Here is a 22,738-nt window from a genome sequence, read left to right as displayed (position 1 = left end):
CAGGCTCACGGTTGCACATGGGTCATTTCTCAGTGACAATTCTGACCTCTACCGGGTCAGTTTTAAGTGACATCCAACACTAGATCTCAGAATCAGCCCAGAAAAAGCTCGATGAGCCCCCATGTGTCCCCTTGCCGTCCAAAGACAGGCCTTTGGTACGCGGAATGTGATTAAGCTCCCGGGACATCGTCTGCAGTAACAACGGTATCGAAAAGGCCGATATTAGCCCCCTGATGTTTCGAAAACCCGGCGTAGTTTAGGCTCGAGTCTTCGTAGCGTTTGAACTTGTACACCGCATCATTCATCAGACTACTGTTGAAGACATCAAGACTGACCAAAAGCTCGAAATCCTCAACGTTTAACCCGGTCACTTTCTTGAACAAACCTGGTTCAAGTTGTGTGATGACGTCTTTCAGACTGCGCTCACGATAGTCAGTCAGATACATGAAGACGGGGATACGTGTCGCGAATTTAATCAATTTTTCCTGTATCTGTTTCCGCAGGCTTTTGAACTCTTTTTCATCATCGGAGAGCTGCTTTTTCTCTTTTTTTGTAAGATCGCGGTCACTCGCCTCCTTCTTGGCCTTCTTTATGCTTTCGGACTTGTTGATGATTGTTTCAATCTCACTGTTCAGAGACCGAAAGCCCTCGATCCTCATCAGGGCTTCCATAGCCTTTTCGTTTTGCATCAAACGGGACAAGGTACCATTATCGACATTGACCAAGAGCGCGCTTTCCCAACGTCGCGCCAGCAGCGTTGCCGAGGTTCCACTCATTGCAATGTCCAAGATTGCGGTGGCATCGAGCTGCTTCATCGAGCTGCCGTCGTATGCCAGAACCGGCAGAAAGTTGATGAATTCCTCGACCTTTTTCTCTGGATTGCTCTCGCCTACGTTCAATCGGCAGCTATAGTCCGCGATTTGAGATAAAGCGCGATTTGGCGCGAAATCAAATACATAGCATTCTTTCTTGATAATTTCTTGTTGGTTTGGGGAGTTGCCATCTGGGTTCTTAATGGCCCATGGCGTTTGCACACGGAAAGCCGCTTGAAAGTAGGTCTCAGGGCTAGACGAGTTGCGGAGCATGAAGATACCAGTCCAGGGTTTAACTGATACACCAGTGGTAAGCTTTCCGCAGGACAACGTGATGCTTTTGCCCTCAAGCGGATCTTGCATCGCGGCCAAGACGGGGTCGAGTGCTTTCACGCCCATTCCAGCGCCGTTTCCGGCAGCGACAACAACTTTATAGTCGTGATAAAAGGTGTTTTGCCGTTCTTCCAATAGGTTCTTCATGGCCTGACATGATGCGACTGTAGGCAAGAACCAAAACGTGTGATTCAAAACACTTAGCAAGCGTCCATCTGAAAACGGAAGCGGTGGCTTCTTGCCACCCAGCTTTAAGCTGTCAGTTGCGGTCGGAAGATGCGCACCTCGGATCAAATCCAGCCACTTTTGAACTTCATCCTTGTACTTGAAGATAGCACTTGGCCCAGTACCGCTGACGGCGAAGAATGCGTTCAGATCAAAGCCATCAAACTCGCCTCCAGCTGCAACCGCTGAAATGTCGTCAGGCAGCTGATATGTCATCAAGACCATACGCGGCAGGGCAGCGTAGGGGTTGTCTGGCCCCTTCCATTCTGTCTTGGCCCTTTGTTCATCCGAGTACGTCCAGTTGTAAATCTGCTCCTCGATGAACTCACCAGATTCGATTGCCCGAAATGGGGTGCCTGAGAGGTAAAGGTAGGCGTCTGTGGTAATGGGCAGATTGCCTTGATCGAAGTAGTCGATGGCTTCGCCAATTTGTTCTTTCCGCTCTCGCGAGCCCTCACTTTCGAACAGCTCCTTTGCGTTCTCGCGCCATGCGCCATAGTGGTACTCGTCGAAGATCACGCAGTCCCAGTTGGTCGTGTGGACCCATTCATTCTTGGGTTTGATACCCCCCGCGCTGTTCTTGCCGAGGTAGTCCTGAAACGAACCAAAGCACACAAATGGTTGGCTTGTATTGATCTCTTCGAACGGGATGCCGTTGCGTGAGGTGAACTGCCAACCGTCGAAGTCGACGTGAGAAAGTAGATCTTCTTCCCAAGCGTTCTGGACTGCAGGCTTGAAGGTAAGAACAAGGATCTTCGACCAGCCCATCTTCTTGGCAAGCTGGTATGAGGCAAAAGTCTTCCCGAACCGCATCTTGGCGTTCCATAGGAAGTGTGGGGTGTCGCGCGGATTCTCCTGTTTATAGGATGAGAAGTAGGCAATCGTTTTGTCCACGGCGGCCAACTGTTCGGGTCGCATGGCGAAGTTGAGGTCGCGCGCAATAAATTTTTCTTCGCCGTTGGCGATGGAAATGACCGCGGCGGCAACGTCTTTAACCGTACACTTGAACCATTCGCCATCTGGGTTGTGAAAGCCCGCCTTCTTCAAAAACCGATGCACATCTTTGTCCGTAAAGGCGCTGCCATCGTTCCGCATAGCAGTGTCTTCAAAGACGATCTTGTAAGGAGACTTCCCTGGCCGCTTGGTAGGATATTGTTGGGCCACTCGATCCGCGACTTCCTTTGTGGTGAAGCCAATTTTCAGCAATCCGTCATAGGTCGGGTTGCTGTCAGTGTAGGCGTAAATCTTCGGCTGAACATCTGCCTTTTCTGGGAAAAGTTGGTCGGCCATCAAGAGCCGCCCATTGGCTTGACCATTGCTTCAATGAAGTCAATTTCTGCCTTCTCTAGCTTGTATCGCCGATAGAGGTCTTGGTCCGTCCATTCTCTATCTAACGGGACTAGCGGTACGAAAGCATAGACGTCTCTAGAGGCATGCTGTGCAGCTTTGCGCAGTGACACAAAAAACCTTGCGAAACGTGTTCTTAGATAGCTCGCGCAGTGTTCCGCCTCTGCACGGTTATCAAATCTTCCCGCAACGACATAGGTCTCAGTGCAAATTTCGCCGGGACCTGAAATGATTGGATTGCTCAGGAATTTTGTCTCAACTGCTGCGCTAGTTCCTTGAACCGCGCTCATCAGAACTTTCCAGTCATCTATCCAATCAGAATTCTGTGAAATCTCCTCGCGCTCCAACCAAGAAATACGCTGTGACCCATGAAGCTTAATTGGGTTTTTCAGCTTGTCTGGAGCAGATTTTCCATGAAAGTTTGTACGAAAGCCGAATGGCTTTGAGCTGGAAACTTGCGTCTCAAAGGTTTTTTCCGGTTTTCCGCGCTCCCTGTATGCGCGAACCTTGTTGAGGATTGAAACTGCTTCATTGCGGCGCACCAAGACGTCGTATTCGTTCAAGAATCTTTCTACCGGCTCCCCGAGCGGTTCCCCATCCCACATGGTCTGAACTTGGCATCTTCCGTCGTAGTTCTTTTCCCACAAGAAGTAGCAAATTCCGCCGCGAATTTTCACGCCGGGGAAAGCATCATAGAGTTTGGGATAGTCTACAATTTTTCGAATTCGCCGATCCCCTAGCATATCTGCTCTGAAGCCGTCCAAGCCCTTTCCGCCGGAGTACCAGCGGGCTGGGATTACCATCGATAAGTACGAAGGATTGAGTTTCTTGGCCTGCTCTACAAACTTATGATAGATTGGACTGGCGCTAGCTCCATGCCCGCCATCAGACAATTGGTAGGGTGGATTGCCTATGATCACGTCAAATTTCACGTCAAATATTTCCTCAGGTTTGTCATGATGCACAAGCAGATAAGCGTAGTTTTCAAGCTCACTTGAACGTTCATATTCCTTTTGCGAAGCGCTGCAGTATGTACATTTGCCCTTCTTCCAGGTGTGTGTTCGGTTTTCGTAAACAACATTTCCAGTGTCATCGTCGAAGGCCGAGCAAATGGAGTATTGGCCGTCTGCCAACTTCGAGCAATATAGGCTGCGTCTTGCCAGCAGAGCTGTCAATTCTGTCAGAGCGATGCCGAAAATCTGCTTTGAGAGGATGTGGTCCAGACGCTCTTGATCGTCAGGGATCGAGTCTTTCAATCCAACATTCAAGCGTTTGGCAATTTCCCTGAGAAAAACACCGGTCTTGGTGAAAGGGTCAAGGAAAGTTGCATTAGGGTTTGACCATAGAGACGGGGGCAGCTCATCAAGCATTCGGTTTACGAACGAAGGCGGAGTGAAGACCTCATCGTTGCTCAGGTTCGCCAAACAAGTCAGTACATCAGGGTTGTGGCTTTGAGAAAGGATCAATCAACGATCTCCAAAAAATCAATCAATGGGTAGTCTTTGATAGGCTTGGGAATGAATGCCTCATCCCCTAAGTCTGAGAACAAGTTGGCTTCTTCCATCGGCTGGTACGCCAGTAGGTTCGCTAGCGTATATTCGCGGCGCTTGATCTTCCGGCCATTCACTGCTGTCCATTCTGTGAAAACGATCGGCGCACCGCTCCCGTCTGATTTCAGTAGTGAAAGAGCGTCGCCCCAAAGGATGTTCTTTCCAAGGATGACTTGGGCGCTCCTTAAGCACTCAGGCTTAATTTTGTCTGCAAAGCATTCTCGGTAGCAGACTTCAAATATCCCAAACAACCGAGACCGGCACTCTTCGACATTGTCGCTGAGGATATCGACCCCATAGACGCTCGATATGGCTATGATCGCGTTGCGTTCGAAGTCGAACTGGACTCTACCGTACCGCTGTTTGACGACCTCCAGTTTGCGCTCCAAAACAGGCGCCAGAAAATTACCGTCCCCGCAAGCTGGCTCGAGGAAGCGTGAGTCAATGCGTAGCGTTTCGTGCTCAACAAGGTCCAGCATCGCGTTCACTTCGCGACTGGCCGTAAACACCTCGCCGTGGTCTGCTACTCTTCCCTTGTTTTTTATCTGGTTTGTCATCTGATCGAGCCGTTCTGCGCTTCAATCGAAAGCTCGCTAACTGCTTTTAGCTGGCGGAAAAACCTTTGTTCAATGAAAGTCTCGAATGTGTGGTTTTGCAGAAATTTCTCGCTTTCCTGCACTGGCTTATCCATGTGTTTCTCAACAAATGCAGATCCACCACCGATGACGACCCCAGGTATCAACCAAAGGAATGACTTGAGCGTGAAATGTTCTGGCCACAGGCTCAGATAGAGCAAGGGCACCACTAGAAAGAGTATGCTTACAAGAACTATGTAGCGTACGGGCTTCAACTTGCGCGACACAGAATCCGAGAGTTCGATATGGTCCGCTTGTATCTCCTTTTCCCACTCGATGTATTCGTCTTCCAGCTGACCGCGCAGGTAATGGCCACAACGGCAAAAATCGCGAGTTAGATATTCAACGTCACCGCACTCATCGCAGCTCATAGCGTTGATGTTGCTTGCAATTGGGCGTGACCTTCTTGGCTTCGACATAGCAATGGCCGGGGTCAACCTGTGCTCTTCAAGAAATTGATCTAACTTCTCTGAGACTGAGACCGTTCGCGGTTTTAGCACATGAATATTTGTTGAAAAATCAGTGTCAGTCATTATGCAACCAATCCCAATATGCTATCGATCCGCCTTGTGTCCGGCGCGTGATTTTCACCAACCAACGCGTCCGTGTTGAGAAATTCTGCAAACAGGAAATCAATGGCGTCCCACCTCTTTTCGGGCGTTACTGCCAATCTGCGTTCGCTAATGCGGTGTTCAACCGCGAGGCCAATCTTTCGGTAGGCTTGTGTCACCTCATCGTGGCGTCTGCTTTTGCCAGTTTCGGTGTCACCTTCCAGCATCCAGAGAGGGTCAACATCGAACTCTTGGAATATCTTTAGAAGCAGCGAGCCTGTCAGATCCCGCTGACCACGCTCATAGTATTGATAAGCGCTACGGCTGATCTCGAGTCTCTGCGCCATCTCCTCCTGGGAGAGGTGCGCTTGGCTTCTTACCGCCGAAAGACGGTCTCCTAGGCCCATGATAGTCATGCACAACCCTCTTAATGGTTGCATTGACCACAATGCTGGTTATATCTGTAAGAGATAACCACAAATAGTGGCGATGCGTTTGTTTGATCCACCTTCAGCGTACTTTTGTTTGATCCTGAAGGCAAAACAGAATCTTTCGCTTCGTTTTGTGGTCAACATGAACATGAGGTGAAGCATGACCAAACTTCTCGAAACACCCAAAGAGCTAGCAGAGCGAGTTGGCATTCCGGTGACCAACGTTCGTTATCTGATCCGCGAAGACATGTTGGACCACATCTACACGGCACCGGGAAAACGTAACCCGAAGATTCCGAGCGGAGCGTGGGAAAAGTATGTTGCCCTCTTCACCGTTAAGGCCGAGCCCAAATGCGCAAGCAGTGGCAGGAAGGGATGAAGGTAATGCAAAATGTTGAACACGCTGACAGCTCGCAAATCCTCGGGCTTGGAAAGACGCCCGCTCAATGGGTCGAAGTCATGGCGGGCTTAGGCATCGAGATTTCCGAGCGGACGCTTCGCGAACGAGCGAATGATACAGGCGCATTTTATCGGCTTGGGCGGACCATGCTGATCACACCCGCGCAGATCGACACGATTTTTGAAGGAGGTCAGTCATGCCGCTCCAAATCTACAAGAGGGGTCGCTTCTACTGGGCTAAGGGTTGGGTCGAGTACAACGGCAGGCGGATCGCAGGCCCATACCGGCGAAGCACTAAGGCATCTACAGAGGCGGGCGCACGGGACTGGGTAGCGATTGAAACTGAAATGCAGATACGTCGACATGTTGTCGGCGACGAGATCAGCAAAACCTTTTCTGACGCGATCCTGCTCTACAACGCCTCCAAAGAAGACGCTGAGCGACTCATTCCAATTGTTAAAGAGATTGGGGCCATGCCGCTGACGGCCATCACAGGCGCTTTGTTGAAGGGGTTTGGGCCAGAATGGAAGCCGATGGCATCGACCGATACTTGGTGGAGGGAAATTATTGTTCCAGCAAGCGCTGTCATCAATAATGCACACCAGTTGTTGGGGACGCCTCTGATCCGCGTAAAGCCCTATGATAAATTTGAACGTATTTCGCAGGACAAACTGCGCGACAAGCCGAGCCGCGTTGAGCGTACCCCGGCGGACAAGGAGTGGATCGAGGCGTTCTGTAGCGCAGCTGATCCATACAACGCGGCGCTGGTTCGGTTTATGTTCGAGACGGCGGCGCGGATCGATCAGGCTGTTTCGTTAGAGCCTCATGATCTGCGGCCCGCCGAGAACAAGGTAAGGGTAAAGGCCCAGAAGGGACACCCCGAGAGCTGGATCACGGTATCGCCAGAGATGATGGACGAACTGCTGGCCTTGCCACCAAAGCGACCCAAGAACCGCAAGACCGGTAAATTCATGAAGCCGCGCGTTTTTGGCTATGGCAGCTCGACCGGGTACAACACACGCTGGAAGACAATCTGTAAGCGTGCAGGCATCCAATATCTTTCCGCGCACCAAGCAGGGCGTCATGGGTTCTTCACTGAATTAGTTGTCCGGCAGGGTGTCGATCCCGTAACTGCGGCCAAAGCTGGTCGCTGGGCTGACCCCAATTTGCCGATGCGTATTTATGCCCATGCGGAGACGGATGAGGCCGATGTCAGGGCCCGTTTTCGTACAAACCATGTACAGGAAGACCCTGTACAAACACCCAAGCAGCAGAAATCAAAGAAGGAATAATGCTATGAACGGTTCCCTCCTAAGGGGCAGGTTGCTGGTTCGAACCCAGCCGGGATCACCATCTAAAACATGACAGGCAGATGGAAAACGCAAAACCCCGCGCAAGGCGTCGGGGTGCAGTTGTGGTTAGAAATCAACGCTTCGCAGGCGGTTGGTTTGGCGGTCTGCGATGCGTTGGAAAAACCAGTGTAATTTTCATTTTTATCTAAGCCGTTGATAAAAATGGTGAGCCCGTCCGGGTTCGAACCGGAGACCTACTGATTAAAAGTCAGTTGCTCTACCAACTGAGCTACAGGCCCACTAGGCGGCTTACTAGAAAGGTGGGGCGGTGGGGTCAAGCCCTTAACGTACGAAATATTCCGCACATGCTGGATAAGTTTCATTCGCCGCGTTATATGCGCCAAATGTACAGCGATATGACCAACGGTTTGCCCTTTATGAAAATGCATGGGCTGGGAAACGACTTTGTCGTGCTGGACGCACGCGAATCTGTCGTGCCGGCCGCACGCGAATCTGTCGTGCCGGCCGCGCGAGGGGATTTGTTTCAGGTGACCCCCGCTTTGGCCCAGGCGGTCGGGCATCGCCATTTTGGCGTGGGGTTTGACCAACTGGCCGTGATCAGCAACGGGACAGGCGATGCGCATCTGACGTTCTATAACTCTGACGGGTCCCTGTCGGCAGCTTGTGGAAATGCGACCCGCTGCATTGCGCGGTTCCTGATGGACGAAACCGGCAAGTCATCGCTGCACCTGACCACCGATCGCGGTGATCTGGCGGCGCTGGACATGGGCAACGGGCTGACATCGGTCAATATGGGCCAGCCGCAGCTTGAGTGGCAGGACATCCCCCTGGCCCACGCAATGGATACATTGGAATTGCCCATCGACGGCGCACCTACAGCCACCGGAATGGGTAATCCGCATTGCACGTTTTTTGTCGAAGACGTGGCCGCTGTCGATCTGGAACAGTTCGGCCCCGGCACTGAACATCACCCGCTATACCCCGAACGTACCAATGTTCAGGTTGCACAGGTCATTGGCACCGATCACATCCGTATGCGCGTCTGGGAACGTGGTGTGGGCGTCACCCTTGCCTCCGGGTCGTCCAGTTGCGCCACGGCCGTTGCAGCGGCCCGTAGGGGCCTGACAGGGCGCAAGGTGCGCATCGACCTTGACGGGGGTACGTTGCAGATCGACTGGCGCGAGGATGGCGTCTGGATGACCGGACCGACCGCGCATGTTTTCAGCGGCGTGCTGACCCCTGAATTTCTGGATAGCGTAAAATGACCGCGCCGATCTTTTCAAACCACGGCTGCCGCCTGAATGCCTATGAGACCGAGGCGATGAAAGATCTTGCCCAACAGGCAGGGCTGCAAAACGCCGTGATCGTGAACACCTGCGCCGTCACCGCCGAAGCGGTGCGCAAGGCGCGCCAGGACATCCGCAAACTGCGCAAGGCCAATCCGAATGCACGGTTGATCGTGACCGGATGCGCCGCGCAGACCGAACCCGACACATTTGCCAAGATGGCCGAGGTCGACGCCGTCATCGGCAATACCGAAAAAATGGTCGGGGCGACGTGGCAAGGGCTGGCCGCCGATTTCATTGGCGAATCCGAGGCCGTGCAGGTCGATGACATTATGTCGGTCACGGAAACGGCCGGTCACCTGATTGACGGGTTTGGCACGCGCAGCCGGGCCTATGTTCAGGTCCAGAACGGCTGCGACCATCGCTGTACGTTCTGCATCATCCCCTTTGGGCGCGGTAATTCACGGTCTGTGCCAGCCGGTGTGGTGGTGGACCAGATCAAGCGGCTGGTCGACAAGGGCTTTAACGAGGTCGTGCTGACCGGCGTTGACCTGACCAGTTGGGGCGCTGATCTGCCGTCAGAACCAAAACTGGGGGATCTGGTCATGCGCATTTTGCGATTGGTCCCTGATTTGCCACGTTTGCGGATCAGCTCCATTGATTCGATCGAGGTGGACGAAAACCTGATGCAGGCCATCGCCACCGAGCCGCGTTTGATGCCGCATCTGCATCTCAGCCTCCAACACGGGGATGACATGATCCTTAAGCGGATGAAGCGGCGGCATCTGCGCGACGACGCGATCCGCTTTGCCGAAGACGCGCGCAAACTGCGGCCCGACATGACCTTTGGGGCGGATATTATCGCGGGTTTCCCGACCGAAACCGATGCGATGTTCGAAAATTCCCTAAAGCTGGTGGATGAATGCGACCTGACGTGGCTGCATGTCTTTCCCTATTCGGCCCGACAAGGGACGCCTGCGGCACGTATGCCCGCCGTCAATGGTGCCGTGATCAAGGTGCGCGCAGCACAGTTGCGGGATGCCGGAGACCGTCAGGTCGCCAAGCATCTGAACGCGCAAAAGGGCCGGGTTCATCGGATATTGCTGGAAAGCCCGACAATGGGGCGCACGGAACAGTTTACCGAAACCCGTTTTGCCGCCCCCCAGACCGAAGGCAGCATCGTCGAGGCAGAAATTCTGGGCCATTCCGGGTCGCATTTGCTGGTCCGCTAACCGTTTACATTGGTTGGCGGCTTTCACCCCGCGATTGCCTTTCTGCTTGAGTTTCTAGATGGTTACCGAAACTCGGACCTTTTGCAGGAATTGGAACACCACGATTGCCCCATGCCACCTCAAAAGACCTGGCGACATTGATCGAGAACGGCTTTCTGTCCAACGCCTCAGAGGCGCTGAAGGAACTGATGATCGAATTGGCCTCCGAGCAATCATTGACCAAAGGGGAAATCCTCTTTGCGCAGGACGACCCGGGTGAAACGCTCTTTGCCATCGGCAGCGGATCGTTAGAATTCAGCGTGTTGTCATCGGACGGGCGCAGGTTGATCCTGGATGTCATGCACGAAGGTGCCATTTTCGGCGAAATCGCCTTGTTTGATCCCGGCCCAAGGACGGCCACGGTTACGGCCACCGAAAACGCGACCGTCTGGGGGATCAAGAACAGGGATGTCCTGGCGGCGCTGAACAAGCGGCCCGAACTGGGCGTTGATATGATCCAGCTTGCCGGGCGGCGTATGCGGTGGATGGGGCAACAATTGCGGGATCAGGTGTTTTTGCCACTGCCCGCGCGGCTGGCGCAAAAGATACTGTATCTTTCGTCAAATGGCGGGACGCAAACGCACACGATCAAGCTCTCACAGGCAGAACTGGCGGAATTTGTAGGGGCCACGCGTGAATCCGTATCGAAAACGCTGGCAGTGTGGAAACGCAATGGTGTGATCGATCTGGGGCGCGGGTCTTTGCGCATTCTCGAGCAAGAAAATCTCAGAAAAATGGCATATTCTGAACTAATTTGACTCATATGTGACCAAGATCACAGACCCTTGAGCGCCACTTAACTACTTCTAAATACATTGAAGACATCGGGCCGACGACAACAGTCATTCTTCTAGTCAGGATGATGTCTGTCCGTTTTAGAGGCATAGAGGGACAGAGTCGGTCGAGGTAGTTACCCACCTTAGCCATTGGCATTCAATTAATCTGGATGCTTGCTCTTCTCTCTCTTTAACCACCAAATTGTTTGTATTCTTCATGGAGTCTCCCACTTCGCACAAACAAAAAAGCCTTCTGGATCATTACAATCCAGAAGGCTTTATTTGTTGGTAAGCAAAGACTGAGAAATCAGTCTTCCTTGTGTTTAATCGGAGCCCAGAGACGCTTGTTTGTGAGGTACAACAGGACCGACAGAAGCGTCAGAAAGATCACGCCTGCGAAACCTGCCTGTTTGCGTGCCATCATCTTTGGCTCGGCTGTCCACATCAGGAAGGCTGCAACATCCATTGCCTCGTGGTGCAGATCGGCTTCGTGACCGTCCGAATACTCGACATCATCGCCATAAAGCGGCTGCGACATCGAAATCCAGCTGCCCTCGACCATGGAATGGCCATGCTCGTCTTTGCACGAATCAGGGATACCGCCATTTGGGAACGCTTTGTTATAAGACCCCGGGAAATCCTCGGGCGCGCATTCTGGCGCTTCTTCGTAACCAACCATCAGGGACGCGATGTATTCCGGTCCGCCGATGCCTTTGACGAACTGGTTGATCCCCAAACCGTAAGGGCCGTGGAAACCAGCGCGCTTCTTGGCCATCAGGCTAAGGTCGGGCGCGTTCTCAAGTGCTGAAGCGGGGAAGTGGTCAACCGGAGTTGCCGGACGGAAATCGTCAAGCTCGCCGTCGAATACTTCGTAGCGTTCCGAATAGGCCCGTACCTGGTCTTCTGGCAGCTGTGGGCCGCCATCATCACCCAAGGTGCGCAACGGCACGAATTTCAGACCGTGGCACGCCGCACAGACTTCGGTGTAGATATGAAGACCACGCTGAAGCTGGTTGGTGTCGTAGGCCCCAAACGGGCCTTCGAAAGAGAAGTCGAAGTCTTCGACATGCGCTGCACCACCCGCCGCATAAGCGGCAGACCCAGTAAGGCCCAGGGCGACAACAGCCGATATGAGAATTTTCTTGATCATTGTCATGGTCCTTACTCTGCTGGGTTGACCAGCGTCTTGGTGCCGCCAGTTTTCGCGTCATAGTGCGACGAAAAATCGGCTTCGATGGTGTCGGGCTGCGCCAATGGTTTCTCGATCACGCCAAGCAGCGGCATGATGATCAGGAAGTAGCCGAACCAATAGGCAGAAGCGATCAACGAAAAGCTTGCGTAGGGTTCTTCGGCAGGCATGGCACCCAGCCACATCAGCGCAAAGAAGTCGACGACCAGCAGGGCAAACCACCACTTGAACATCGGACGATACCGGCCCGAGCGAACGCTTGATGTGTCCAGCCAAGGTACCAATGCCATCACGATAATCGCACCGAACATTGCCAACACACCAAAGAACTTGGCGTCGATGATACCGCCGGTCACGAAGGACGCGATCTGAACAACCCAGACTTCGGCAGTAAAGGCGCGCAAGATTGCGTAGAACGGCAGGAAGTACCATTCAGGAACGATATGCGCAGGTGTCGAAAGCGGGTTCGCTTCGATGTAGTTGTCGGGGTGACCAAGGTAGTTTGGCATAAAGCCGACGATGGCAAAGAAGATAACCAGGATCACGGCCAGCGCGAACAGGTCTTTCATCACGAAGTAGGGCCAGAAGGGCAGTGTGTCTTTCTCTGCTTCTTCTTTCGAACCACGACGGACTTCAACACCGGTTGGGTTGTTGTTGCCTGTGGTGTGGAACGCCCAGATATGAACGATGACCAGACCCGCGATGACAAACGGGAACAGATAGTGAAGGCTGAAGAAACGGTTCAGCGTTGCGTTATCAACCGCTGGACCACCCAAAAGCAGGGTTTGGATCGCTTCGCCGACGAAGGGCACAGCGCCGAACAGGCCGGTGATAACAGTCGCACCCCAGAAGGACATCTGACCCCATGGAAGCACGTAGCCCATGAACGCAGTACCCATCATCAACAGATAGATCAGCATGCCGATGATCCACGTCACTTCGCGTGGTGCCTTGTATGAACCGTAGTACAGGCCGCGGAAAATGTGGGCATATACAGCAATAAAGAACAGCGAAGCGCCGTTTGCGTGCATGTAGCGCAGCATATAGCCGCCGTTCACGTCACGCATGATGTGTTCAACCGAGGCAAACGCCCGATCGACATGCGGTGTGTAGTGCATCGCCAGAACGATACCGGTAATGATTTGCAGCGCCAGACAGAATGTCAGAACGATGCCCCAGATCCACATCCAGTTCAGGTTCTTGGGTGTCGGGATCATCAATGTGTTATACAGCAGCCCAACAATCGGCAGGCGGCGGTCTAGCCACTTTTCGCCGTTTGATTTTGGCTCGTAATGGTCGTGAGGAATTCCAGCCATTCTAGTTCTCCCTTAACCCAGTTTAATCGTGGTTTCGTCCACGAATTCTGCAATTGGCACCGGCAGGTTGCGTGGTGCTGGCCCTTTGCGGATACGACCCGCGGTGTCATAGTGCGATCCGTGGCACGGGCAGAACCAGCCGCCAAACTCACCGGCGTCGCCCAAAGGCACACAGCCAAGGTGCGTACATACGCCCATCATGACCAGCCAGTCTTCCTTGCCAACCATTGCGCGGTTTTCATCGGTTGCGGGTGCATCCGCTGCGATGTTCGCGTTTTCTGCGCCCTGATCTGGCAGGTCGGACATTTCGACCGCACGACCTTTGGCGATTTCGTCTTCGGTGCGGCGGCGGATAAAGACAGGCTTGCCCAACCACTTGACCGTCAACTGTGTGCCCGGCTCAACCTCGGAAACATCAACGCGAATGGAAGACAAGGCCTTCACATCAGCGGATGGGTTCATTTGATTGACCAAAGGCCAAACAGCCGCGCCAACGGCGACCGCACCTGTACCTGCCGTGGCGTAGTAGAGGAAATCCCTCCGGGTGCCTGCGTGATCTTCTGCTTGGGACACGGGTTAACTCCAAATCGAGGGCCAAAAAGGCCATTAATCCAAGGGGTGGCGAAAACACGCCACCCGCAGTTCTATTGTTTACTAGCCTTATGGACTGCGCACGTCCAGATGCCTTTGACGTGCAAACAGTCGCAGGTAGGGGTTCAATGGTATTTAAACCCAGAAATTTTGTTAATTTATGCAGCCGGCGGGACGGTTGCCTGCATTGAAGGGCGCGAATCAAAAGTTTTCGCCCAGTTCGCCAGCGCATCATTCCCTTTGCGCCAGTTTCGCGCATCGTGTCGGAAATCCAGATAGCCAAGCGCACAAGCCACCGCAATCTGACCCATATCCAGCGGGCCGGACAACTGACTGACCCAGCGGGTGTTCAAGGCCGCAACCGCGCGTTCGATCTTGCCCCACTGGCCTTCGATCCATTCCGGCATCTGTTTGTCTACGGGGCGCATCCGCAGTTCGTAAACCATCGACAACGCGGCATCCAGAATGCCATCCGCGGTCGCCTCAAGCGTCAGGGTATCCCAGCGGCGCGCGCCTGTCGGGTACAGTTTGTTACCTGCCCGATCATCCAGATAGGCGCAGATCACACGGCTGTCATACAGCGTCGGCCCCTCGTTGCGTTCAAGCGCCGGCACTTTGGTCAGCGGGTTTTTCGACAACAATGCCGCATCCGGTGCCAAAGGTGTGGTCGCCATCGTTTCGAGGGTCACATCGTCGATCTGACCGGTTTCGTGCAGCAAAACCATCACTTTGCGAACATAGGGCGAGGTCGGGGAATAATAGAGCTTCATCGTTGTCTCCTCCAAGAGTTGCGCCGACTATCACGGGCAAAGCCATCTGGCGCAATCTCTTGTTTGTCAGCCTCCGATCGCGTCACGCATCATTTCGGCGATGAGAACCGTTTCGGACCCAAATCCATGCGCTGCAACTCCCTCCGCTGCCGCAAGACGCACCTCATCGGTTTTGTTCTGGGACAGTTTCCAGGTGCCATCCACGCCGGTGATCGTCATGCGGCACGGCACAATCATCCGCATCAGCTTGGCCATCGTCTCGTCTTGCATCTTGCCGGTCGTCCAGGGCTTCTTGGGCAGCAGCCTGCCCTCGTAAGCTGCCGACTGACGGTCCAGCAGGTCCAGCAGTTCATCTGCGGGCCGCAATTCCAGAACCCCGGTCAAATGCACCGCGACGTAATTCCAGGTCGGCACTTGATCATCGACCCCGTACCAGTCGGGCGAGATATATGTATCGCCCCCGACAACGGCCAACTTTACCTTGACCGGTTCGGCCAGCGCCCGCGCGATCGGATTTGACCGCACCAGATGCAGGTCAGCGATATCACCCGCATCGTTCAGCAGAAACGGCACATGTGACATCAGCGGACCCGCCTCCGCATTGGCGACAAGCACGCCGAACCCCCGCTCGCGGGCAAAGGCGATGTTTTTGGCGGTGTCGGCATCATGGTAAATCGGGTTGGGGTGCATCGTAGCGAGCCTTTCCATCTAAATCACTTTTGGTATTGCAGACCCGCCCCCACCTTGGCAACTTGTGCATATTCTCAGGGCGGGGTGCAATTCCCCACCGGCGGTATGTGGCCTTGCGCCACCAGCCCGCGAGCGCGACTGCCCCGAAAGGTGCGGTTGGTCAGCAGATCTGGTGAGATGCCAGAGCCGACGGTCATAGTCCGGATGAAAGAGAATGCGTTTGTGCGGACCCAAACCGGGGCCGTTCGCAACCGTGATCGCCTTGGGTGACTTGTGTCGCTGACGAAATAAAGGAGATCACTATGACACACACCCGCTACGCCTTTATCAAAGCCCGTTGGCATGCCGATATCGTTGATCGTGCCTATGACGGGTTTTCCGAAACCATCCCGGCTGCCCAGATCGACGTGGTCGATGTGCCCGGCGCGTTCGAGATGCCCTTGATGGCGCAAACGCTTGCAAAATCAGGGAAATACGATGCCATCATCTGCGCGGCATTTGTCGTGGATGGCGGCATCTATCGTCACGATTTTGTCGCTTCAGCCGTTGTCGATGGCCTGATGCGTGTGGGGCTGGACACCGGCGTGCCGGTTCTGTCCGTATCCCTGACACCGCATCACTATCAGGAAACCGACCACCACAACGCCATCTATCGCGCGCATTTCGTGGAAAAGGGCCGCGAGGCCGCTTCTGCAGCGCTAGGCGTTGTTGCCGCCCGTCAGTTGCTGGACGCCTAAAACTGCGCGGGCCTTTGCGTCAGGCCCGCTGCGCCGCAATGCTGGCAATACCCAGAACGTCCAGCACCTTGGCTTCGATCTGTTCGGCGTTCATGCCAGCAATCGCATACATATCGGCAGGGCTCGCCTGATCGATAAAGATGTCCGGCAAGACCATCGACCGATATTTCAGCCCTTCGTCAAACACGCCCTCATCCGACAAAAGCTGCGCCACGTGACTGCCGAAGCCGCCGACAGCGCCTTCCTCAATGGTGATCAGCGCCTCGTGTTCTGCCGCCAGCGTCAGAATCATGTCGCGGTCCAATGGCTTGGCAAATCGTGCATCTGCGATCGTCGGTGTGATGCCCTTGGCGCGCAACGCTTCGGCGGCCTTTTCGACTTCTGCCAGACGGGTCCCGAAGGACAGCAGCGCCACGCGCTTGCCCTGCGCGATGATCCGGCCCTTGCCGATCTCAAGCGGCACACCGCGTTCTGGCATGTCAACGCCATTGCCCTCGCCGCGCGGAAACCGGAACGCAATCGGCCCGTCATCATGGGCGGCAGCCGTGGCAACCATATGGACCAGCTCTGCCTCGTCAGCGGCGGCCATCACGACCATCCCCGGCAAGTTCGCCAGAAACGCCACATCAAATGCACCGGCATGGGTCGCGCCATCGGCCCCGACCAACCCGGCACGGTCAATCGCGAAACGCACCGGCAACCGCTGGATCGCAACGTCATGAACAACCTGATCATACCCGCGCTGCAAGAACGTCGAATACATCGTGCAAAACGGCTTCATCCCGCCCGCAGCTAGGGCGGCTGAAAACGTCACGCCATGCTGTTCGGCAATACCCACATCAAAGCACCGGCTGGGGTAGCGTTCTGCAAACAGGTTCAGCCCGGTGCCATCGGGCATGGCTGCCGTGACCGCGCAAATCTTGTCGTCCTTCGCGGCCTCGGCGATCAAACTATCCGCAAAGACCCGCGTATAGCTCGGCGCATTCGACGGTGCTTTCTTCTGCTCGCCGGTCAGAACATTGAACCTGGCCGTGGCATGCCCTTTGTCGCGGGCGGCCTCGGCCGGGCCGTAGCCCTTGCCCTTTTTGGTAATCACATGGATCAGCGTCGGCCCTGTCGCCCGTGCCTTGACCGTGCGCAATACCGGCAACAACTGGTTCAGATCATGCCCGTCGATGGGCCCCAAATAGGAAAAGCCCAACTGCTCGAACAATGTCCCGCCAACGGTCATGCCTTTCAGCATATCCTTGGCGCGCTTTGCCCCCTCGCGGAACGGGCCGGGCAAAAGACTGACCGCGCCCTTGGCGGCCGCTTTGAAGTCCTGAAACGGCTCTTCGGCATATAGACGGCTAAGATAGGCAGACATCGCACCCACAGGCGGGGCAATCGACATCTCGTTGTCGTTCAAGATCACGAACATCCGCTTTTTCAAGTGGCCCGCGTTGTTCATCGCCTCATAGGCCATGCCGGCAGACATGGACCCGTCGCCAATCACCGCAATCGCATCGCCAAGGCCTTCGGGGACAACACCGCCCAGATCACGCGCCACGGCAAAACCCAAAGCGGCAGAAATCGAGGTCGAGCTATGCGCCGCGCCAAACGGGTCATAGGGGGATTCGCTGCGCTTGGTGAAACCGCTCAACCCGTCCTTCATCCGCAAGGTACGGATGCGATCGCGCCGCTCGGTCAAAATCTTATGCGGGTAACACTGGTGCCCCACATCCCAAACCAGCTTGTCTCGCGGCGTGTCAAACACCGCATGCAAGGCAACCGTCAGCTCGACAACACCCAGCCCGGCACCCAAATGGCCACCGGTTTCCGAAACCGCCGAAATTGTCTCCGCACGGACTTCATCCGCGAGCTTGACCAACTCGGCATCAGAAAACTGCTTGAGGTCTGCAGGGCGCGCCACACGGTCCAGCAATGGTGTCTTGGGTCTATCGGTCATCTGGCCCTCCGCCGGATCAGCTTTTGCGCGCAATAACGAAGCGTGCCGCTTCTCGCAAGGTTTCTGCGTCGTCGCCGTAAGGTGCCAAGGCATCACAAGCCGATTGCACCAGCTCGCGCGCCCGCGTTTTGGCCGGGCCTAGCCCCAGCAATGATACGAATGTCGCCTTGCCCGCACCCGCATCCTTGCCGACAGCTTTGCCCACGGTCGCCGCGTCACCCTCAACATCCAAGATGTCGTCAGCAATCTGAAAAGCAAGCCCAAGATCACGGGCATATCGCGCCAGCGGGCCGGCATCATCGCCCGCCATAACCGGCCCGGCGGTTGCAGCCCACTCAATCAGCGCGCCGGTCTTGCCCGCTTGCAAATCGGTGATCTGCCCAAGGCTCAACGGCTGACTGGCCGTCTCGGCGGCGATATCCATCGCTTGCCCGCCGACCATCCCGCGCACCCCAGACGCCCGCGCCAACCCTGCGATCAACGCGACACGCGCACCATCCGTGCACCCGGCACTTGCAACCAGTTCAAACGCTAATGCCTGCAAGGCATCCCCGGCCAGAACGGCCGTCGCTTCGTCCCACTTCAGATGAACCGTGGGCTGGCCCCGTCGCAAGGCGTCATCATCCATACAGGGCATATCGTCATGCACCAGCGAATAGGCATGCAGCGCCTCGATTGCACCGGCGCAAGGTGCGGCCTGCGCATCCAAAATACCGTGCAGCCGCGCGCTCTCGATCACAAAAAACGCGCGCAGCCCTTTGCCACCGGTAACAGCATAGCGCATCGCCTCGGCGATGGTGCCATCCACACCGGCAAGCCCGTGCAAAATCTGCCCCGCAGCCAGATCCGCCGCATGGCGCAACGTCACATCAAATGGCCGCGCCGCCAGGTCTTGCTCTGAGTGGATGTCAAACCCCGTCAACAGCCGTCACCCCTGCCGGATTTCCATCCCCGTCCAAGGTGATCTGCGCGACTTTCTCTTCCGCTTCCTTCAGCTTGGTTTCGCACCGCTTCTTCAGCGCGGCACCACGTTCGTACAACGCAATGCTCTCATCCAGCGCCACATCGCCGCGCTCCAGCTGGCCCAATACCTTTTCAAGCTCGGCCATCGCCGCTTCAAAGCTCATTTCTTCTACCGCAGTTTCCGTCATCTCTGCCAAACCCCATCAACCAATTCTGCCACAACCATAGCCCGACAAGCCCGCGCCTTCCAGACATTGCCCGCAACTTCTCTGGCTCAAAAATATCCCACGGGGGTTTGGGGGTGTGAAACCCCCAATCAACTGCCGTTTATCTAGTCAGGTGCCAGCATATAACCTGCACCCCGAACGGTCTGCAGGTATCGCGGCTGCTTGGGATTATCTTCGATCTTGCGACGCAAGCGCGTAATCTGGACATCCACGGCGCGTTCCTGCGCCTGCCCGCGATCACGGCCCAGTTCCTCGACCAGCTTTGACCGGCTTAGCGCCACGCCGGGCTGCGCGGCGAAAATCCGCATCAGCTGGATTTCAGTCGCCGTCAACCGGACCAAATCATCCCCCTGCCACAGCTCGCCCCGCTCGATATCATAGCGGATCGGTCCCATCGACAGAACCTTTGGCGCAGTGTCTGAAACACTCGTATCCGGCATACGTCGCAAAATCGCATTGATGCGCAGCAGCAATTCTTTTGGCTCGAACGGCTTTGCCAGATAATCATCGGCACCCGCCTCAAGCCCCTCGATCCGGTTATCCGTCTCGCCTTTTGCCGTCAGCAACAAAATCGGGGTTGTCATCTTTTCGCGCAGGCCGCGTGTCAGGCTCAGCCCGTCTTCGCCCGGCATCATCACATCCAGCACGATCAAATCGAAATCCAACCCTGCCAGAATGCGCCGTGCATGCGCGGCATCACGGGCAGAGGTCACCAAAAACCCGTGCCGCATCAAAAACTTCTGTAACAATGTCCGTATGCGTTCGTCGTCATCAACGATCAACAGATGCGCATCCATTTCGCTCAACCGCCATTTTCCTTAAGGCGCATATAGCTGTGGCGCATTTCGGGGTCCATCATCGTCTCCAAAACGGTCCGAAAACCGGCAACGGCTTCCGGGCCCGCTTCGCGAAAGGCACTGCGCATCCGCACGCGCTGCGCATCCGACAATGTTTGCTCAAGCGCGCGGCCTGCTTCGGTCAAATGCAAGTGACGCTCCCGCTTGTCTGATTTCCCCACCTGGCTTTGGACAAGACCATCAGCGATCAAAGTGCGCAACACACGATTTAGGGACTGCTTTGTAACACCCAGCAACCCCAGCAAGTTATTCACGGTTGTGCCCGGTGCCCGATTGATAAAGTGGATGGCGCGGTGATGCGCGCGACCATAGGCCATATCCACCAAAATCCGGTCCGGGTCAGCGGTAAAACCCCGATAGGCAAAGAACATGGCCTCGATGGCTTGGCGCAACTGTTCATCTGTCAAAAACAACAGGTTTTCGCCGGAATGAGAAGATGTGCCGCGTCCGTCTGCCATTGGTCTCTCCTGCAGGTTCGGGCCCAAGTTTACGTCAGCGTTGTTGACTTTCCAAGTGTCAAAGGCTAACGAATCCCAGGTTTTGCGTAAGAAAATGTCCGATGCGGGCGTAATTCACGCAACATTCATAAATTCTGATGACGCATCAAGGAAGGATACACCATGGATGGCGCATATGATGATCGCGACGGCAAAATCTGGATGGACGGTAAAATGGTCGATTGGCGTGATGCCAATGTCCATATTCTGACCCACGCCATGCACTATGCCTCGTCTGTGTTCGAAGGCGAACGGTGCTATAACGGCAAAATCTTCAAAGGCCGCGAGCACTCCGAACGCCTGCGCAAATCGGCCCAGTATCTGGATTTCGAAATCCCTTACACTGTGGATGAAATCGAAGCGGCCAAATATGAAATGCTTCAGGCCAACGGCTGGACGGACGCCTATGTGCGCGCTGTTGCATGGCGCGGTGCCGGCCCCGACATGGGCGTTTCTGCGGCACGCAACCCTGTGCGTCTGGCGATTGCCGGTTGGGAATGGGGCAACTATTATGGCGACGCCAAGATGAAGGGCGCAAAGCTCGACATCTCCAAATGGAAGCGCCCCTCGCCCGAGACGATCCCCGTCCATGCCAAGGCTGCGGGTCTGTACATGATCTGCACCACATCCAAGCACGCGGCCGAGGCCAAAGGCTGCTCTGACGCCTTGTTCATGGACTACCGCGGCTATGTCGCCGAAGCGACCGGCGCGAATATCTTTTTCGTCAAAGACGGCGAAGTCCACACGCCTTTGGCCGATTGCTTCCTGAATGGCCTGACACGTCAGACCGTGATCGGGATGCTCAAGGAAAAGGGCCTGACCGTCCACGAGCGCCGCATCATGCCCGAAGAACTGGAAGGCTTCGAGCAGTGCTGGCTGACCGGTACCGCCGCCGAAGTGACGCCCGTTGGCCAGATCGCCGATTACACCTTCGAGGTCGGCGCGCTGACCCGTGAGATTTCGGAAGACTACGAAAAGCTGGTGCGGTCCTGATCCACCAACTTTACCCCAAGAAACGCAAAAAACGGCACGGGTACCCCCCGCGCCGTTTTTCGTTTCAGCTAGATTTTAGTACAGCGCGACGGGGTTGATCATCGCCTGTACCGTGCCTTTGATCAGCGGCTGACCCAGAACGAACATGAATTCCTTGACGCCATCACGCACCAATGGCCCGGTGTTCATGGTCTCTAGAATATAGATGCCGTTGTCTTTCAGCAGCGTCACGTGGCCATAAAAAACCTTATCGCCTTCTTTGGCCGGGATCGCCTCCAACCCCCATGTGTCCGCGCCAACGGCCATCGGGTTCATCGACGCCATGTAAACCGCACCCTCATTGTTCAGGCCCGGCTCGGTTGACCCCCATGCTGCCGGGTCGCTTTCCAACATGCCATCGGTCCAGCCGGTGTGGAACAGAACGATATCGCCTTCGTTCACGGTGACGTCTTGCGCCTCCATCGCGGCCTTGATCTCGGCCTCGCCGAAATGTTCACCGGCGGCCAACGTGTCTTTGCCGAAATGCTTGGCCATATCGATGATAACGGCACGGGCAACCAAGGGCGGTACCGCATGTGTGCCCAGCTTGGTCAGGCCGCCGATTGCGGAAATCTCTTTCTCGTCCAGACAGTTGTAGTATTGGCCGTTTTCGCCCAGATGGCCCAACCCGTCTAATTGCGACCCGATGCCGATCCAGGTCTGGATGATATCGTCGTTATAGTTCCCCTCGTAACCGAACCCCGACAGTTTTTGACCGCCCTGCTGGTTCGGCTGCACGATTTGCAAGCTTAAGGAGCGTGGCGGAAAGGCCGGCGTGTCAGGGCCGATGACGATGCCAAGCGGCATGGACTTGCCCTGCTTGATCAACGTCGCCGCCGCCAAAGTCCGCTCGGCACTGACCAGATTGGCTGATCCGATCTGATCCTCGGCACCCCATTTCGAAGGCGCGCAATCTTGGGCAAAAACGTTGGTCGCAGCAAAACTCAATACAAGACTGGCAATAATAATTGGTCTAAAAGTCATTATCTTTT

Annotated in this window: 23 protein-coding genes, 1 tRNA gene and 1 riboswitch; of the genes, 7 read left to right on the top strand and 17 right to left on the bottom strand. The window is 55.3% G+C overall.

What is annotated here, in order from left to right; translation table 11 throughout:
• Nucleotides 1-170: 170 nt before the first annotated feature.
• The 5 genes from HGT1_RS10025 to HGT1_RS10005 are packed head-to-tail and all read right to left on the bottom strand — an operon-like array spanning nucleotide 171 to nucleotide 5,869.
• Complete coding sequence (locus tag HGT1_RS10025; RefSeq protein ID WP_176249806.1) at nucleotides 171-2,660, bottom strand: GIY-YIG nuclease family protein; 2,490 nt, start codon at nucleotides 2,658-2,660, stop codon at nucleotides 171-173.
• Nucleotides 2,660-4,183: an Eco57I restriction-modification methylase domain-containing protein gene (locus tag HGT1_RS10020; RefSeq protein ID WP_217902981.1), complete on the bottom strand. Its 1,524-nt coding sequence runs from the start codon at nucleotides 4,181-4,183 to the stop codon at nucleotides 2,660-2,662. The genes HGT1_RS10025 and HGT1_RS10020 overlap by 1 nt, the downstream gene beginning before the upstream one ends.
• Nucleotides 4,180-4,824: an SAM-dependent DNA methyltransferase gene (locus HGT1_RS10015; protein WP_176249805.1), complete on the bottom strand. Its 645-nt coding sequence runs from the start codon at nucleotides 4,822-4,824 to the stop codon at nucleotides 4,180-4,182. Before HGT1_RS10015 ends, HGT1_RS10020 begins: the two co-directional genes overlap by 4 nt.
• Entirely contained in the window at nucleotides 4,821-5,435 is a 615-nt protein-coding gene (locus HGT1_RS10010) for a hypothetical protein (RefSeq protein ID WP_176249804.1), read from the bottom strand. Before HGT1_RS10010 ends, HGT1_RS10015 begins: the two co-directional genes overlap by 4 nt.
• Nucleotides 5,435-5,869, bottom strand: coding sequence for a helix-turn-helix domain-containing protein (locus HGT1_RS10005; protein ID WP_176249803.1), 435 nt, complete (start codon nucleotides 5,867-5,869; stop codon nucleotides 5,435-5,437). The genes HGT1_RS10010 and HGT1_RS10005 overlap by 1 nt, the downstream gene beginning before the upstream one ends.
• A 175-nt stretch (nucleotides 5,870-6,044) precedes the next feature.
• Here HGT1_RS10005 and HGT1_RS10000 point away from each other — a divergent pair, with 175 nt between their 5' ends.
• A complete protein-coding gene (locus HGT1_RS10000) occupies nucleotides 6,045-6,263 on the top strand; it encodes a hypothetical protein (protein WP_176249802.1) in 219 nt (72 codons plus the stop codon).
• Between the two features lie 217 nt (nucleotides 6,264-6,480).
• Nucleotides 6,481-7,575 carry a tyrosine-type recombinase/integrase gene (locus tag HGT1_RS09995; protein WP_176249801.1) on the top strand — a complete coding sequence of 365 codons (1,095 nt, stop codon included), beginning with the start codon at nucleotides 6,481-6,483 and terminating at the stop codon, nucleotides 7,573-7,575.
• Nucleotides 7,576-7,798: 223 nt separating this feature from the next.
• Here the strand turns inward: HGT1_RS09995 and HGT1_RS09990 are convergent.
• A tRNA-Lys gene (locus HGT1_RS09990) sits at nucleotides 7,799-7,874 on the bottom strand.
• 117 nt (nucleotides 7,875-7,991) lie between these two features.
• Between HGT1_RS09990 and dapF the strand changes: the two genes are divergently transcribed.
• From dapF to HGT1_RS09975, 3 genes are all read left to right on the top strand, one after another.
• Nucleotides 7,992-8,861, top strand: a complete 870-nt coding sequence (dapF, locus tag HGT1_RS09985; RefSeq protein ID WP_176249800.1) for a diaminopimelate epimerase — start codon at nucleotides 7,992-7,994, stop codon at nucleotides 8,859-8,861.
• The gene (gene mtaB / locus HGT1_RS09980) at nucleotides 8,858-10,114 is read left to right on the top strand and encodes a tRNA (N(6)-L-threonylcarbamoyladenosine(37)-C(2))-methylthiotransferase MtaB (protein ID WP_176249799.1); all 1,257 of its coding nucleotides are present in this window, start codon (nucleotides 8,858-8,860) and stop codon (nucleotides 10,112-10,114) included. Before dapF ends, mtaB begins: the two co-directional genes overlap by 4 nt.
• A 188-nt stretch (nucleotides 10,115-10,302) precedes the next feature.
• Complete coding sequence (locus HGT1_RS09975) at nucleotides 10,303-10,911, top strand: Crp/Fnr family transcriptional regulator (protein WP_176249808.1); 609 nt, start codon at nucleotides 10,303-10,305, stop codon at nucleotides 10,909-10,911.
• Nucleotides 10,912-11,236: 325 nt separating this feature from the next.
• On the opposite strand, the gene HGT1_RS09970 is transcribed toward HGT1_RS09975, so the two are convergent.
• The 5 genes from HGT1_RS09970 to HGT1_RS09950 all read right to left on the bottom strand — a co-directional run bounded on the left by HGT1_RS09970 (nucleotide 11,237) and on the right by HGT1_RS09950 (nucleotide 15,485).
• On the bottom strand, nucleotides 11,237-12,085 hold the full coding sequence (locus tag HGT1_RS09970) for a cytochrome c1 (RefSeq protein ID WP_176249798.1): 849 nt from the start codon (nucleotides 12,083-12,085) through the stop codon (nucleotides 11,237-11,239).
• Nucleotides 12,086-12,090: 5 nt separating this feature from the next.
• Nucleotides 12,091-13,434, bottom strand: a complete 1,344-nt coding sequence (gene petB, locus HGT1_RS09965) for a cytochrome b (protein ID WP_176249797.1) — start codon at nucleotides 13,432-13,434, stop codon at nucleotides 12,091-12,093.
• 12 nt (nucleotides 13,435-13,446) lie between these two features.
• Entirely contained in the window at nucleotides 13,447-14,007 is a 561-nt protein-coding gene (gene petA, locus HGT1_RS09960; protein WP_176249796.1) for a ubiquinol-cytochrome c reductase iron-sulfur subunit, read from the bottom strand.
• 176 nt (nucleotides 14,008-14,183) lie between these two features.
• Nucleotides 14,184-14,795 (bottom strand): glutathione S-transferase, encoded by a 612-nt coding sequence (locus tag HGT1_RS09955; protein ID WP_176249795.1) that lies wholly within the window; start codon nucleotides 14,793-14,795, stop codon nucleotides 14,184-14,186.
• A gap of 66 nt (nucleotides 14,796-14,861) precedes the next feature.
• The gene (locus HGT1_RS09950) at nucleotides 14,862-15,485 is read right to left on the bottom strand and encodes an FMN-binding negative transcriptional regulator (protein WP_176249807.1); all 624 of its coding nucleotides are present in this window, start codon (nucleotides 15,483-15,485) and stop codon (nucleotides 14,862-14,864) included.
• A gap of 66 nt (nucleotides 15,486-15,551) precedes the next feature.
• Nucleotides 15,552-15,705: riboswitch (FMN riboswitch) on the top strand.
• Nucleotides 15,706-15,787: 82 nt separating this feature from the next.
• Here HGT1_RS09950 and HGT1_RS09945 point away from each other — a divergent pair.
• Nucleotides 15,788-16,222, top strand: coding sequence for a 6,7-dimethyl-8-ribityllumazine synthase (locus HGT1_RS09945; protein ID WP_176249794.1), 435 nt, complete (start codon nucleotides 15,788-15,790; stop codon nucleotides 16,220-16,222).
• 19 nt (nucleotides 16,223-16,241) lie between these two features.
• On the opposite strand, the gene dxs is transcribed toward HGT1_RS09945, so the two are convergent.
• The 5 genes from dxs to HGT1_RS09920 all read right to left on the bottom strand — a co-directional run bounded on the left by dxs (nucleotide 16,242) and on the right by HGT1_RS09920 (nucleotide 20,675).
• Nucleotides 16,242-18,170 (bottom strand): 1-deoxy-D-xylulose-5-phosphate synthase, encoded by a 1,929-nt coding sequence (gene dxs / locus HGT1_RS09940; protein ID WP_176249793.1) that lies wholly within the window; start codon nucleotides 18,168-18,170, stop codon nucleotides 16,242-16,244.
• Nucleotides 18,171-18,186: 16 nt separating this feature from the next.
• Entirely contained in the window at nucleotides 18,187-19,092 is a 906-nt protein-coding gene (locus tag HGT1_RS09935; protein WP_176249792.1) for a polyprenyl synthetase family protein, read from the bottom strand.
• Entirely contained in the window at nucleotides 19,079-19,321 is a 243-nt protein-coding gene (locus HGT1_RS09930) for an exodeoxyribonuclease VII small subunit (protein WP_176249791.1), read from the bottom strand. Before HGT1_RS09930 ends, HGT1_RS09935 begins: the two co-directional genes overlap by 14 nt.
• Before the next feature lie 143 nt (nucleotides 19,322-19,464).
• Nucleotides 19,465-20,166 carry a response regulator gene (locus HGT1_RS09925; protein ID WP_176249790.1) on the bottom strand — a complete coding sequence of 234 codons (702 nt, stop codon included), beginning with the start codon at nucleotides 20,164-20,166 and terminating at the stop codon, nucleotides 19,465-19,467.
• Nucleotides 20,163-20,675 (bottom strand): MarR family winged helix-turn-helix transcriptional regulator, encoded by a 513-nt coding sequence (locus HGT1_RS09920; protein ID WP_176249789.1) that lies wholly within the window; start codon nucleotides 20,673-20,675, stop codon nucleotides 20,163-20,165. The genes HGT1_RS09925 and HGT1_RS09920 overlap by 4 nt, the downstream gene beginning before the upstream one ends.
• A gap of 162 nt (nucleotides 20,676-20,837) precedes the next feature.
• Here HGT1_RS09920 and HGT1_RS09915 point away from each other — a divergent pair, with 162 nt between their 5' ends.
• Nucleotides 20,838-21,707: a branched-chain amino acid aminotransferase gene (locus HGT1_RS09915; RefSeq protein ID WP_176249788.1), complete on the top strand. Its 870-nt coding sequence runs from the start codon at nucleotides 20,838-20,840 to the stop codon at nucleotides 21,705-21,707.
• A gap of 75 nt (nucleotides 21,708-21,782) precedes the next feature.
• Here the strand turns inward: HGT1_RS09915 and HGT1_RS09910 are convergent, their stop codons facing one another.
• Complete coding sequence (locus HGT1_RS09910) at nucleotides 21,783-22,730, bottom strand: cyclase family protein (RefSeq protein ID WP_176249787.1); 948 nt, start codon at nucleotides 22,728-22,730, stop codon at nucleotides 21,783-21,785.
• Nucleotides 22,731-22,738: the final 8 nt, after the last annotated feature.

This window comes from Sulfitobacter sp. HGT1 (assembly GCF_013282155.1).
Taxonomy (GTDB): domain Bacteria; phylum Pseudomonadota; class Alphaproteobacteria; order Rhodobacterales; family Rhodobacteraceae; genus Sulfitobacter.
The sequence above is the reverse complement of the archived record's forward strand: the minus strand, read 5'-3'. Positions and strand labels throughout refer to the sequence as shown.

What these genes read in the sequence shown, in the direction of transcription:
- HGT1_RS10025 (WP_176249806.1), bottom strand. Translation starts at nt 2,660, where the DNA reads ATGGCCGACCAACTTTTCCCAGAAAAGGCAGATGTTCAGCCGAAGATT.
- HGT1_RS10015 (WP_176249805.1), bottom strand. Translation starts at nt 4,824, where the DNA reads ATGACAAACCAGATAAAAAACAAGGGAAGAGTAGCAGACCACGGCGAG.
- HGT1_RS10010 (WP_176249804.1), bottom strand. Translation starts at nt 5,435, where the DNA reads ATGACTGACACTGATTTTTCAACAAATATTCATGTGCTAAAACCGCGA.
- HGT1_RS10005 (WP_176249803.1), bottom strand. Translation starts at nt 5,869, where the DNA reads ATGACTATCATGGGCCTAGGAGACCGTCTTTCGGCGGTAAGAAGCCAA.
- HGT1_RS10000 (WP_176249802.1), top strand. Translation starts at nt 6,045, where the DNA reads ATGACCAAACTTCTCGAAACACCCAAAGAGCTAGCAGAGCGAGTTGGC.
- HGT1_RS09995 (WP_176249801.1), top strand. Translation starts at nt 6,481, where the DNA reads ATGCCGCTCCAAATCTACAAGAGGGGTCGCTTCTACTGGGCTAAGGGT.
- dapF (WP_176249800.1), top strand. Translation starts at nt 7,992, where the DNA reads ATGACCAACGGTTTGCCCTTTATGAAAATGCATGGGCTGGGAAACGAC.
- mtaB (WP_176249799.1), top strand. Translation starts at nt 8,858, where the DNA reads ATGACCGCGCCGATCTTTTCAAACCACGGCTGCCGCCTGAATGCCTAT.
- HGT1_RS09975 (WP_176249808.1), top strand. Translation starts at nt 10,303, where the DNA reads ATGATCGAATTGGCCTCCGAGCAATCATTGACCAAAGGGGAAATCCTC.
- HGT1_RS09970 (WP_176249798.1), bottom strand. Translation starts at nt 12,085, where the DNA reads ATGACAATGATCAAGAAAATTCTCATATCGGCTGTTGTCGCCCTGGGC.
- petB (WP_176249797.1), bottom strand. Translation starts at nt 13,434, where the DNA reads ATGGCTGGAATTCCTCACGACCATTACGAGCCAAAATCAAACGGCGAA.
- HGT1_RS09955 (WP_176249795.1), bottom strand. Translation starts at nt 14,795, where the DNA reads ATGAAGCTCTATTATTCCCCGACCTCGCCCTATGTTCGCAAAGTGATG.
- HGT1_RS09950 (WP_176249807.1), bottom strand. Translation starts at nt 15,485, where the DNA reads ATGCACCCCAACCCGATTTACCATGATGCCGACACCGCCAAAAACATC.
- HGT1_RS09945 (WP_176249794.1), top strand. Translation starts at nt 15,788, where the DNA reads ATGACACACACCCGCTACGCCTTTATCAAAGCCCGTTGGCATGCCGAT.
- dxs (WP_176249793.1), bottom strand. Translation starts at nt 18,170, where the DNA reads ATGACCGATAGACCCAAGACACCATTGCTGGACCGTGTGGCGCGCCCT.
- HGT1_RS09930 (WP_176249791.1), bottom strand. Translation starts at nt 19,321, where the DNA reads ATGACGGAAACTGCGGTAGAAGAAATGAGCTTTGAAGCGGCGATGGCC.
- HGT1_RS09920 (WP_176249789.1), bottom strand. Translation starts at nt 20,675, where the DNA reads ATGGCAGACGGACGCGGCACATCTTCTCATTCCGGCGAAAACCTGTTG.
- HGT1_RS09915 (WP_176249788.1), top strand. Translation starts at nt 20,838, where the DNA reads ATGGATGGCGCATATGATGATCGCGACGGCAAAATCTGGATGGACGGT.
- HGT1_RS09910 (WP_176249787.1), bottom strand. Translation starts at nt 22,730, where the DNA reads ATGACTTTTAGACCAATTATTATTGCCAGTCTTGTATTGAGTTTTGCT.